The organism is Bifidobacterium aerophilum (genome assembly GCF_010667685.1).
Classification (GTDB): domain Bacteria; phylum Actinomycetota; class Actinomycetes; order Actinomycetales; family Bifidobacteriaceae; genus Bifidobacterium; species Bifidobacterium aerophilum.
On record NZ_WHZW01000004.1, the window covers coordinates 123546 to 136648 of the forward strand.

Genomic DNA, 13103 nt, shown 5'->3' on the forward strand with positions numbered 1-13103 from the left:
TACGGACAGTGCACTGCACTGTCCGCTTGACGGCTCAGCCAAAAAGCCCACGAGAAGCTGACCGCGGCGGATCGATCGGAGGTCACGACACCTGCGACAGCGTGAAGGCGTAGAGCTTGTCCCACGGCACGTCGGCGTCGATCGCGGCGGCCTCGTCGCTTACGAGGGCGTCGTAGCGTTCGGCGCGCATCTGCGTCTTGACGTTGCCGCGCACCTCGTCGAGCGGCGCCTTGCCGTCCACGCCGTCGATCGTCCAGTCGTGGGCGTCGTAATACTCCTGCACGTCCGCATCGGACAGGGCCATGCCGGGGTTCGACTCGTCGGACGTGTAGGCGTTTTCCAGTGCGGAGAGCTCATAATCCAGGTACGAGGCGATGTCGTACGAGGTACGGCCGTAGACGATCTCCCCGTTCGCCTTGGCTTGCCTGTTATGCCGGTTGAGAGCTTCCATGCGCGAGACGACTCCCGCATACGAGTCGTCGTCCACCAAGCCGGCCTTCACTCCGATCAGATAGGCGGCATGGCGTTCGCGCAGCACGGCGATCGTCCGTTCGGCAAGCCACCGGTAGGGGATCTCGCCGTCGTGCTCCTGCGTCCAGCCGGATGAGCCGAGGCTGACCCCGTACTGCCGCTTGAAATGGTTGGACGCCGCGGCGCGCTGTGTCTTGAGCGTCTGCAGATACTCCCGTTCCTCGATGACGGTGTCGCCGAACGTGACGGAAGGGAACGCGACGGTGTCGTCCGCCCGCCCGCCGGACGACGGCTCGTCGGTCGGGAAGGCTCGTACGGCGAACGTGACGCCGGCCGCCAACGCCAGCGCCAGCATGGCGGCGGCGATGCCGATGACGATATGACGCGGATGCTGTCCCATGATGTTCATGATATCCATGAGCTCCCGTACGAGAATCTGGTTGCGAAAGATATGACGTGACGTGAGGGCGTTCCCGGGAAGGATGCTGTCTCGCCCTCACGTCACGTCAGGTCGGAGCGGAGCGTGATCGTGCGGCCGGTTCGGATCGGATGATCGTAGCCGTCCGCACGATATCGCGCAAACCGATCCGGGTTACCTGCGGCGGGAGACCGTCGTCAGGGCGAGGCCGATGGCCGTGAGCACGGCGACCGCGGCGGCGGCGACGGCCACGTTGGAACCGGTGTCGCTGATGGACGGCTGCTTGCCGCCATTCGGCTTGGTACCGGTGTCCGTCGGCTTGCTCGGCGTGGTCGGCTTGGTGTCCGGCTTCGGCGTGGGCGTCGGATCCGGGTCAGGTTCAGGATCGGGATCCGGCGTCGGATCCGGGTCCGGATCAGGGTCAGGTGTCGGATCCGGGTCGGGATCGGGATCCGGCGTGACCTCCTTATCGGCGACCGAGAAGACGGCGGTGGCCGTATCCGCGGTGCCGTCGGCGTAGGTCACCGTGACCGTGGCCGTCCTGACCTGTCCGTAATCCGATTCGCCCGGCGTGAAGGTCACCGTGCCGTCCTCGGCCACGGAGAATCCGTCGCCGGTCACGGCGTACGTGGTGCCGTCCGGAGCCTGGGCCGCCACGCCGTCCTTGGAGAACGACACGTCGGCCGAGGCGGCCTCGCCGACCTTCGCGTCCACGGACGCCGGATAGGAAGGCTCATACTGCTCGTTGAGCTTCGGTTCCGGTTCGGGTTCCGGCTGCTTGTTCTCCTCCAGCCCGTCGATGGCCTCCTCAAGCGCCTTCAACGCGTGGTCGACGTCCTGCTGGGTGGCGTCCTCGTTGTCGAGCGTCACCTTCGCCGCGTCGCGGGCGGTCTTGAACTTGGCCCACGATTCCTCCGTATACGCCGATTCGTCGGTGATCGCGGCGGCCTTGTCGTATGCGGCCTGAAGCTCGGTCTTGTCGACCGACGGCTTGGGCGTCTCGCCGGCCACGTACGCGATGACGGGGCTGACGTGCGCCGACGGACGGCTCATGCCGGTTTCGGCTTCCGCGGTGATGCGGATCCAGTCGCCCTCGGCCACGACGATGGTGCCATGCTCGCCGACGCATGCGGCGAACTCAGTCGACTGAGCATGCGATTCGGTCAGCTCGGCGGAGCAGATCTCCTCATCGTTGTGCATGAGGCGCAGGGTGAGGGCCTTGCCGTTGTTGTTGGCCTGGCGCAGGTAGGGCTCGTCGTCCTTGATGGACACGCTTACCGTGCCGGACTTCGGCACCTTCCACGCCATCGCCGCGCCGCCGGCCGTGGCCGGGGAATCGCTGATCAGGCCGTGGATGGCGCTGCGGTCGGCAGGCAGGTCGTGGCTCGAATAGTCGACGCCCGGACCGTAGTACGTCTCGTACATCCAGTTCGGATACGTGCCGTCGAATCCGTCGATGTTCGTCCAGTCGCCGTCCTTGACGCTCTGGCGCTGGCCGTACCAGATCGGGCCCTGCACGCGCACGGTGAAATCGTCGACCCAGTTCCAGCTGGTCTTCGACTTGACCACGTACTCGTCGGCCACGGTGGAGCCGGCCGCCCAGAAGCGCAGCACGTCGTTTTCGGCGAGAGTTTCGGTGCCGTCGAGCGGCGCGCCGTCACGATAGACGCCCTTGTCGGCGGTCGCCGGTTCCGCGCTCACCTTGGCGAGCAGCTGGGCGACGCTCATCGGGCTGTCCGCGCTGAACGGCGCCCAGATGACGTTGACGCCGTCCACGGTGCCGGTTTCGAACTCGGACGAGCCGAGCGCGGCCGGACGCCTGACGGTGAACGTCGCACTGGCCGAGGCGGTGCCGTGCGAGCCCGGATAGGTGACGATGACCGGAACGGTCACGGTGCCCGACACGGCGCCGGCCGCGAACGTCACCGCACCGGTGACGGGATCGACGCTCGCGCCGTCCACCTCGCCGTCGATGGCGAACGTGGTGCCTTCCGGCCGGGCCGCCGCCGCGCCGTCGGACCTGACGAAGAAGCGCGGGGCCCGCGTCGTCGCCGTGGTTCCGGCGTCCATCGCGACGCTCGTGTAACGCACGGCGTATCGCTGCGCATACGACTGGGCCACGGCGAACGTGACCTCGGTCGTGTCGGACGAGCCGTCCGCATACGTGACGGTCACGGTCGCGGCGACCCGCGTGCCGTACTGTCCGGCGGTCGGCGTGAACGTCACCACGCCGGTGCCCTCGTCGATGGCGACGCCGTCGACGTCCGACACGGCGTAGGTCGCGCCGGACGGTGCGTCGATGGTCTTGCCGTTCTCGCTGAAGGCCGCGACGGCCTTCGCTTCTGCGCCCACGACCGCGTCCACGGTGCCGTAGGAGACGTCATAGCGTTCGGCCTCGGACGAGGCCGGTGGTTCCACGTCCTCGAAATCGATGACGGGGCTGATATGCGCCGACGGACGGCTCATGCCGGTTTCGGCTTCGGCGGTGATGCGGATCCAGTCGCCTTCGGTCACGACGATGGTGCCGTGCTCGGCAAGGCAGGACGCGAAGTCGTCCGACCGCTGCTTGGACTCGGTCAGGTCGGCGGAGCAGAGCGTCTTGTCGTTGTGCGTGAGGCGCAGGGTGAGGGCCTTGCCGTTGTTGCCGTTCTGGCGCAGGTAGGGTTCGTCGTCCTTGATGGACACGCTTACCGTGCCGGACTTCGGCGCCTTCCATGCCATCGCCGCGCCGCCGGCCGTGGCGGGATCCTCGGCGATCAGGCCGTGGATCGAGCCTCGCTGGTCGGGATCGGGCAGCTTGTGGCCGTTGGTGTTGAACTCGTCGTAGTCGAGTCCCACGCCGTACCACTGGTTGTAGCTGGTCTGCGGGTAGCCGGAGTCATACGAGGTGATGGTCTGCCACTCGCCGTCCTTGACGGTCTGGCGCTGCGCCTTCCAGTCGAAGTCGGCGGTGCCGTGCTCGTAGTCGGCGACCCAGTCCCAGTGCGTGCGCTGCACGACCACGTAGTCGTCGGTCGCGTCGTTGCCGGACACCGAGAACCGCAGGACATCGCCCTCGCGCACGGCCTCGCCGTCCGCAAGCCGCTCAAGCGTCGTCCGGGATCCGGACAGCAGCGAGAACAGGCGATCCAGCACGCCGTCGGCGGTGGCCTCGCGGTAGACGCCCTTGTCGACGCCGGTGTCCGCGGTCACGTTCGACAGCAGCTCGCCGGCGGTCACCGGGTTCTTGTCGGTGAACGTCACGTAGATGACCTTCGTGCCGTCCACGGTTGCGGTCTCGTACTTGGACGAGCCCATCGCCGCGGAGGCCACACCGCTTTCGACGGCGCCCAGATCGGGCCTGCCGGTGATGGCGTTGCCGAGGAAGTCATGCTCCACGGCATAGCCGTTGAGGTCGGTGACGACCTTGCCGGCGTTGATCGCGGGCGAGTCGGCGGTCGGCTTGTAGCCGGCGAACGCGTCGCCGTCACGGTCGAAGACGGTGCCGGACGCCTGCGGGGAGGTCGGCGCCGAACCGGCGTTCTCGAGCACGCCGGCCACATCGTCGGCCACGATCGCGTTGGCGTCGGATTCCGGCGTGTTCGCGTAGTTGACGTACAGGTTGTTGTCGTACTGCTGGCCGCCGTAATAGCCGCCGATGTTCCACGTCTCGGTCTTCTTCTCGTCGGTCGCGTTGATGAAGATGTTGTTCTCGAACTGCGCCTGCGAATTGGAACGGGTGGTCAGCACGCGGCTGTCGGCGTCCACGTAGACGGTGTTGTTGTAGATGTGGTTGCCCGGGCCGTTGGACGGCAGGTCGAACACGCCGCGCTTGTCGTTCTGCGAGATGTTGTAGCGGAACGTCGTGTTGACGGCCTTCCAGTTGCAGATCATCAGCGAGGCGAAGCTGTTGCCGTACGAGTAGTTGTACTGGTACAGCGTGCCGTCGCCGTAGTCCGCGTCCCACGCCTGGCCGTCGCCGTTGCCGTGGTCGGCGTTGAGGTTCGAGTACATCTCGTTGAACTGGAACACCGGGTCCTTGCAGCGCCACGGCCAGATGCCCGCGGCGACGCGGCCGTAGCCGACGCCCGCGTTGCCGGTGTTGTTGAGCACGTTCGCGGTGTAGTCGACCGAGTTGATGTGCTTGGAGACGCGGTCGCCGACGTTGTGCTGGATGACCGGGCGGTCGCAGTACATCGTGGTGATCGCGTCGCCGCCGGCGCCGATGATCGTGTTGTTCTCGATGAGCACGTTCGTCGCGCCGTACTTGGCGATCAGGTCGTCGTCGATGGTGCCGTCGCCGTAGTCGAAGTCGTTCTGCCACCTGGACGACTTGTCGATGTAGTTGAGGTACGCGGTGTAGCCCACGGCGATGCCCCAGCGGTCGACGTCCTTGACGGTGCTGTTGCGAATGGTGATGTGGTCGAAGCGCGAGACGTTCTCCTGCAGCCATGCGTCATCGGCGGCCGAGGTGCGTTCACGGGGCAGGTGCGCCATGAAGTAGATGCCGCCGTTGGCCATGTGCTTGTTGTACAGGTTGCCGTCCACGTCGTGGATGTTGAGGTTGTCGAGCGTGACATGGCTCATCGTGGTGCCGTTTTCGGCGATGCCGGCCACGCCGGTGCGGTCCATGCGGTCGGCCGCGCGGTCGAGGCTCGTGCCGTCGGCGTCGGCCGTGTCCGTCCACTGCCAGGTGTCGATCGGATCGTAGACGTCCTCGTCGTCGTTGGTGATCTCCAGATTCGAGACGGTGATGTACGAGACGTCCTTGAGCAGCAGCGCGGTGGACACGGTGCCGCGGGTCTTGTGGTTGCCCACGTTCGCCCGGTAATCCTGGTACCACTGGCTGCCTTCCGTGCCGTTGGCGGCGATGAGCGGCAGTCCGTCGCCGGTGTCTCCGTATGCGGACACGGTGATCGGCGCGTCGGCGGTGCCTGCGGTGTCGGTGATGTGCAGCCACTGGTCGTTGAATTCGGAACCGTATTCGAGCAGCACGGCGTCGCCGGGCTCGAGATCGGAGGCGATTTCGTTAACTTTGTTGAGCGTTTTCCAGGGATGGTTCCGGCTGGTGCCGTCGTTGGCGTCGTCGCCATGCCTGGACGAAACGTAGTAGGTGGTTCCCGCGGATGGTTCCACGGTGGCCGTCGTGTCGTTCGCGAGCGCCGTCGCCGGCGTCGCCAGGGCGATTGCGGTGCCCAGTGCGGCTACGGCCGCAAGGGCTTTCGGACCTTGTCCGAATGGCATGTCGTCCTTCCTTTCCTCAAAAAGATCCCCATGCGCAAGGGTGTGCAACGCCGCTGGTGGTCCCGCGGATCGTGAGCTTCCTTACTGTGTGCGAGCGGGAGTCGGGTGGATGGGATATCGGTGCATGGGGTGCGGTGATCAGCTGCGTTGCTGATATTTATGTAAATAAACTTTACAAATTAGTAAGTATAGCGGAAGCAACGTACCTGACACGCGCGGCGGTGGCGCGGCGTATCCGGATACGTTGCCGACCGACGTGCGTTATCGATTTTCCGTATAGCCGGACGGCCGCGTCGGCATGACGACGTCGGCTAAGCTGGGCGCATGAGTACACCGCGCATCAGTTATGCCCATTTGCTGGCCAAGCCAAACCCGAAGCACGTGCAAAGCCTGCTCGATTTCTTCGAGCGTGGCCGATCCAAACGGGGCACGGGCGGCTTCGGCGTCGAAATCGAGCATCTGCCGGTACATAACAGCGACGACACCGCCGTGAGCTACTACGAGCCGAACGGCATCGAAACGCTGCTCAAGCGCATCGCCCCGTACTACGACAAGGACAAGGAATACTGGGAGAACGGCCATCTGGTCGGCCTCGCCCGCGAAGGCATCACCGTGTCGCTCGAACCGGGCGGCCAGGTCGAATGCTCGCTCGGCATCCTGAAAAAGCCCGAGGATCTCAATGTGCTGTACCGCGCGTTCCGCCGCGACGTCGACCCGGTCCTCGACGAGCTGGACTTCCGTCTCGTCAACTACGGCTACCAGCCGAAATCCAGCTATGCGGACGTGAAGGTCAATCCGAAGGACCGCTACGACGCGATGACCGCGTACCTGGGGCGCGTCGGCCAGTTCGGCCCGTGCATGATGCGCTGCTCGTCGTCCACGCAGGTGAGCATCGATTACGTAGACGAACGGGATTCGATCGAAAAGCTGCGGCTCGGCACGGTCGTCGGACCGATCCTGGCGTGGTACTTCCGCAACACGCCGTACTTCGAAGGCGAGCCGAACCCGTGGCCGCTGCTGCGCCAGCGCATGTGGGACTACCTCGACTTCCAGCGCACCAACGTGATCCCCGGCCTGTTCGATCCGCGCTTCGGATGGGAGGACTACGCGGTGGACGTGCTGTCCACGCCGCTCATGTTCGCCGACCTGACCCATACGCCCGAGGCCGAGGGTCTGAGCGCCAAGGAACTGCACCATCCGGCGTTCTACGAGAACGCGGGCGACGTGTATCCCGACCGGGAGCTCAACCCGTACGAGATCAACCACATCATCTCCACGCATTTCAACGACGTGCGCATGAAGAACTTCATCGAGCTGCGTCACTGGGATTCGCTGCCGATCGCGCGCGCCGAACGGCTCACCGAGATCATCGCGTCGCTGTTCTACAACCCCGAGAACCGCGAACGGCTGGTGAGCTACTTCGACGGCATCCGCGAGGAGGACGTGTTCGAGGCGAAGGCGAACCTGCAGGCGCACGGCCGCAACGCGGCGCCGTACGGGCAGCCGCTCGAGTTCTGGAAGGAGTTCCTCGGGCTGGAAGGCGTGCTCGCCGACGAACCGGGCGATCCGAAGCATCCGGACGTGTTCCAGGCGTAGGCGGGCGTTTCGGCCGCAGGAGGACGTCGTCACGGGCCGGGCGGTTTCCCGGCCCGTTTCAGACCAGCGGCAGCGTCAGCATCGTCGTCCAGGCGCCGTTGTCGGCACCGGCGTCGAACGTTCCGCCGAGGTTCGTCGCCGCCCGGCGGCATCGGTCCAGTCCGGTGCCGCCATGCAGTGCTTTGTCGGGCGGAGTGCGGCCGGACGCCGCCGTTGCCCGATCGCACGCCGCGCCGCACATGCCGTTGGAGGCCGACAGCGTCGCCAGGCCGGGGGAGAGCGTGACCGCGATGCAATAGCCGGCGGCCGGATCGGCGTATTTCATCATGTTGCCGACCGTTTCATGCAATGCGTCCATCAGAGCGGCCTTGCGTTCGGCCGTACATGCCGTCGACGGTTCTCCGTTGACGATGATCGTGCCGGTCAGACCGTTCGCATGAAGCCGTTCGTCATATGAGGCCGCCAGCGACCGCAGTTCGTCGTCGGTGAGTGTGGTCAGCGGTCTGCCTTGGCCGGATGCGGTCGGCGGGATCGGCCGTTCGTCGGCCGGCGACGCGGGGGAGTCCGGCTTGCTGTCCAGTCCGGCGATCAGCGTGCGGACCTTGGTCAGGGATTCCCGTGCGGTGCGTTCGATCAGTGTGACGGTATCGTGATCTTCCGGTGACAGGTGATCAATGGAGTTCTCTTTCGATCGCAATTGTACGGACAACAGCAGGATCGTCGTCAGATCATTGGTCACCGAATGATGCAGTTGCGTGGCGAGTTCCCGGTCCGCGGCCCGATGCAACAGTTCGGCATGCTCCCGATCCTTGGTTTCCTGCCGTTCGCGCCATCCCATCATCGAACCGAGCCACAGCGCGACCATAAGGAACGCGGCGGTGGCGCACACGATGACGAACACCGACGAATCCCACGGATACAGCCAGATGCGCGCGGCCGTGGCCGCCTCGGCCGCCATCGCCGCCGGCAACGCCATGCCGATATCGAGGTACGCCATGATCGTGACGGCCATGAGCAGGCAGAACAGCACGGAGAACGGCGTCGTCTCCGGTATGACGCAACGGGCCGTCCACAGGGCGACGATCGCCCATCCTCCGACACGGGGGAGCAGCGCCATGAGCAGGCATCCGACGACCGCCAGCAGGGCGATCAGCAGCGTGGCGTCACCGGCTTCGCCGACCTCGGCCAGATACGCGGTTTCGATCAGCGCCGGCGCCGACGCGCACGCCAGCAGGACGCGCGTGCGTCCGTCCCACAGCAGACGTTTGCCGTTGTCTTGGTTTCGGATCATCGCCTCTCCTGTCCTGCGTGGCTGCACCGGCGGGCGTGACGCGTTCGTGGCGGCCATTGCGGCCGGTAGCGGGGTTTCATGGCTACATCCTCAGATATCTGCGGCACAGGGCGACGGCTTCGTCTCGGTCGCTGGCGTGCAGTTTGTCGCGCACGCGCGCGACCTGCGAGAAGATGGTGCCCTTCGAGATGCCGAGTTCGGCGGCGATCTCTTCGGTCGAGCGTCCGTCGGCGTATCGGCGCATGATCGCGGCCTGCTGTGCGGATAATGCGAATGATCGTTGGGGTTGCGAAGATTGCGTGGAGTGGGGGTGAGCCTGCATGGATTGTGCGGACGAGTCGGACGGTTGAGTGGGAACATCGTGAAGGGCATTCGCCGATGTGACGGTTCGGTCGGGTGCGCCGGTGCCGTGATCGGGAATGATCGCGGGTGAACGGCTTGTGGAGAGTTCGCGTACGGTGGCGGCGATCGTTGCGATATCGTCCTTGCTGATCACGGCGGCCGCGCCGGCCGCAAGCGCGGCGTCCCGGTATACGGCCGGATCGTATGCGGTCACGCCGACCATCGGCAGATCCGGGGCCCACCGGCGCACCGCACGACACACATCGATGCCGGTCATGTCGGACAACGCCATGTCCGCCAACAGCACATCCGGCCGGTCCTGCGGGCGAATGCATCGCTGGATCGCGGCCGCACCCAACTGCGCCGTCCATATCACCGTGAACCCGGCGCGCGTCAGCAACGACGACAACGCCATCAATGCCATGCGGTCGTTGTCCACCATCGCGATCGAAACCGATCGATGCTGCGCGTTCTGTGCCATGTCCTCCAGTCTAGGCACATGCGACACGCAAGCGGACGTCGCCGTCATGCGCCGCATGTCGCGGCATGGCGCGCGACAATGGAACCGTCATATCGTGGCCTCATCGGCGGCAATCCGCAGGTCGGCGGCCGTTACGGCATACGGCCCCGTAGCAAGGAGGTCATCATGAATCCCACGTCGATGAGCGGCGGGTCGGCCGATCGTCCGACCGGCGGGCGGCGGCTTCGCAACGGTGCGCAGGCGCCGCAGTCCCGATCCGGAGGAGAATCCGGCCGTCCGATGTGGTGGTGGCTGCTCGCCGCGTTCCTCGCGTTCGCGGTGATCGTCACCGGCGCGTTCGTCTGGCAGCGCGCCACGCGCGTCACCGCGCAGAAAATCTACGACGAACTCGTCTCGCTCGGCCCGAACATCACCGAAGACCAATTGAAATCGCAGGGCTACGTGTACGGCGGCACGGTCGTCTATGGGTGGCAGTCGGTCAACGGACGGGAATATCCGTGGTACCGCTATGGCGGCGGCACGCAATACGCCCCGATCGACAGGTTCATGGCCGACGTGCGCGCCGGGCGTGAATCCGTGCTGCGATTGTACGTGCAGGGACACGCGCCATGGCGGGACTCGTGCTACACGGACGACGGATCGGATTGCGGGGACGGTTCGTCGGCGACGCTGTCGGTGCGCGTGCTGTGGTTCGATCCGAACGTCGCCGCCGACTGGGCCGAGAAGGACAGCTCCGGTCAGCCGGCCACGATACATCACGACGGGAAAGGCCAGATCCGTGAATGGTGGTGGCGCGGCGGCGAGGTCGTCACTTCCGACAAACGGTTCTCACGCGGCATCCGGAATGACGATTCGTTCGGATCCGCGAACTACGTGCTCAAACACCAGCCGGCCATTCCGTCCGATCCCGACTCGGCCGACACCGTCATCATGCGCTACGACGAAAGTCTCTGCTCGTTCAACGATGAGTGATGACTGACCATGGCGGATGCGGGACCGGAGACGCGGCCGCCATGGTCGGGCCCATCTAGCGCTTGCCGGCGTAGATGCGCTGGTCGATCACGTCCGCGAAGACGCGGTTCACGGCCGGGCGCACGACCTTCAAAGACGGCGTCAGGCACTTGTTGTCCTGCGTGAACTGCTGGTCGAGCACCACGAACTTGCGCACCGACTCGGCGCGCGACACCGTCGCGTTCGCCTTGTCGACGTACTGCTGAATCTCGTCATGCACGTCCGGCAGCTGCGCGGCGTCGGAGACCGGCAGATCCGCCGCGAACCCATGCGCCGGCAGCCATGCGGCCAGACCATCCGGATCGAGCGTCACGAGCGCGCCGATGAACGGCCGCTGGTCGCCCACCACCACCGCGTGCTCGACGATCGGGCACTTGACGATCTCCTGCTCCATCGGGATCGGCGACACGTTCTTGCCGCCGGCGGTGATGATGATGTCCTTCTTGCGCCCGGTGATCGTCACGCGGCCCTCGTCGTCGATCGACGCGAGATCGCCCGTGCGCAGCCAGCCATCCTCGGTGAACGCCTCCGCCGTCTTCTCCGGCAGGTTGTGGTAGCCGCGGAACACGTTCTCGCCCTTGACCTGCAGTTCGCCGTCGTCCGCGATGCGCACCGACGAACCGGGCGCGGGCTGGCCGACCGTGCCGATCACGTTGTCGGACACGCGCGTCACGGTGAACGGGGCGGCCGTTTCGGTCATGCCATAACCCTGGATCATCGGCAGGCCGATGCCGTTGTAGAAGTGCGCGAGATCCGGGTCGAGCGGGGCGCCGCCGCAGGCGACGTACCGGATCTTCGGTCCGAGCGCGCCGCGGATCGTACGGTAGACGAGCGCCTCGTACGTCGCCCGCTCGGCGATCGCCTTCGCCGAATGCGGCACACCGGCCTGCTCATCGCGGCTCCACTGGCGCGCCGCGGCCACGGCCTTCGCGAACAGACGACCCTTGAAGCCCATGCCGGCCTTCTGCGAGGCCGCGTTGTACACCTTCTCGAACACGCGCGGCACGCCGAGCAGATACGTCGGCTGGAACGAACGCAGATCGGGCAGGAGCGAGCGCGTGTCGGGAAGGTAGCCGACCACGCCGTCGTCGGAGCCGATCGAGCAGTACTGGATGTAGCGTGCGAAGCAATGCGCGAGCGGCAGGAACAGCAGCAGACGCGGATGGTTGTCGCAGATCACTTCGGACAGGCACTCGTAGCCCGCGCGCACGATCGACAGGAAGTTGCGATGCGTCAGCTCCGCGCCCTTGGGCGCGCCGGTCGAACCGGACGTGTAGACGATGGTGGCGAGATCGTCGGCCTTGACCGAGGCGATGCGTTCGTCGAGCTCCTCGTCGGAGACGGTGACGCCGAAGCCCTGCAGGGCGCCGAGCGCGTTGCCGTCCATCATGAGGATCTGCTTCAGGGCGGGGCAGTGGTCCTTGACCGAGTCGAGACGGTCGAAGCGCTCGCGATCGTCGGCGATGGCGAGCCTGACGGCGGAATCGTTGAGGATGCGTTCGGCCTGTGCGGCGGAGTCGGTGTCGTAGATCGGCACGTTCACCGCGCCGATCGCGGCGAGTGCGAAGTCGAGCACGCCCCACTCGTAGCGGGTGGAGGAGAACAGGGTGACCGCGTCGCCCTTGTTGATGCCGAACGCGATGAGACCCTTGGCGGCGGCGAGGACGAGCTGGTGGAACTCGCCGGCGGTGATGTCGTCCCAGCGGCCCGGGCCGAGCTTGCGCGAGGCGATGATCGTGTCCTCGCCGGTGCGTGCGATGCGGTCGGTGAGGAGGGTGTACAGGGTTTCGTCGTCGCGTACGACGATCGAGCCGGGGGTGGTGTATTCGGTGCGCATGATGTGCCGTATTCCGTTTCTGCGATTGGGGGATCGCTGACGATTGCGTGGTTGCCGGCGGGGTCGCGGTCGCCGCCGGCAACGTGGTTTTTGACGTTTTCTTCCGTTCCGTCATATAACTTACGGCTGCGTAGGTTGCGGTGTGTTGTATGGCGTCACGAATTCCCATCCGCGTGTTTGTATGCGGTCACAAAACGGGTAGGCTCGGGGTTGCCGCGGGGTCGGCACGGCACTGTGCGGTGTCGATCGACGGCGATGTCCGATCATGTGCGTCTTGTGTGCCGATTCTGTTCATGTCCGTACGGGATTGTGTTGCGGATTGTGCAGTTTGTAGCGTGATAATGTGAAGGAATTGTGAAGTTGTGACCGCTCACATATGGGATTGAATCGTGTCAGAGTAAACCATACTTGGCTGTTAACGTTCACATAAGGA

7 protein-coding genes are annotated in these 13103 nt (G+C 65.4%); 2 read left to right on the top strand and 5 right to left on the bottom strand.

What is annotated here, in order from left to right; translation table 11 throughout:
* Nucleotides 1-82: 82 nt before the first annotated feature.
* Nucleotides 83-871, bottom strand: coding sequence for a lacto-N-biosidase chaperone LnbY (lnbY, locus tag GFD25_RS02705; protein WP_163229726.1), 789 nt, complete (start codon nt 869-871; stop codon nt 83-85).
* Between the two features lie 192 nt (nt 872-1063).
* The gene (gene lnbX, locus GFD25_RS02710) at nt 1064-6112 is read right to left on the bottom strand and encodes a lacto-N-biosidase (RefSeq protein WP_163229728.1); all 5049 of its coding nucleotides are present in this window, start codon (nt 6110-6112) and stop codon (nt 1064-1066) included.
* A 324-nt stretch (nt 6113-6436) separates the two neighbouring features.
* On the opposite strand from lnbX, the gene GFD25_RS02715 reads away from it, so the two are divergent.
* Nucleotides 6437-7708, top strand: coding sequence for a glutamate-cysteine ligase family protein (locus tag GFD25_RS02715; protein WP_163229730.1), 1272 nt, complete (start codon nt 6437-6439; stop codon nt 7706-7708).
* A gap of 58 nt (nt 7709-7766) precedes the next feature.
* On the opposite strand, the gene GFD25_RS02720 is transcribed toward GFD25_RS02715, so the two are convergent.
* The gene (locus GFD25_RS02720) at nt 7767-8999 is read right to left on the bottom strand and encodes a hypothetical protein (protein ID WP_163229732.1); all 1233 of its coding nucleotides are present in this window, start codon (nt 8997-8999) and stop codon (nt 7767-7769) included.
* A gap of 82 nt (nt 9000-9081) precedes the next feature.
* A complete protein-coding gene (locus GFD25_RS02725; RefSeq protein WP_163229734.1) occupies nt 9082-9822 on the bottom strand; it encodes a response regulator transcription factor in 741 nt (246 codons plus the stop codon).
* A gap of 78 nt (nt 9823-9900) precedes the next feature.
* On the opposite strand from GFD25_RS02725, the gene GFD25_RS02730 reads away from it, so the two are divergent.
* Nucleotides 9901-10794 carry a hypothetical protein gene (locus GFD25_RS02730; protein ID WP_163229736.1) on the top strand — a complete coding sequence of 298 codons (894 nt, stop codon included), beginning with the start codon at nt 9901-9903 and terminating at the stop codon, nt 10792-10794.
* Between the two features lie 55 nt (nt 10795-10849).
* Here GFD25_RS02730 and GFD25_RS02735 read toward each other — a convergent pair whose 3' ends face one another.
* A complete protein-coding gene (locus tag GFD25_RS02735; RefSeq protein ID WP_163229738.1) occupies nt 10850-12670 on the bottom strand; it encodes an AMP-dependent synthetase/ligase in 1821 nt (606 codons plus the stop codon).
* Between the last annotated feature and the right edge of the window lie 433 nt (nt 12671-13103).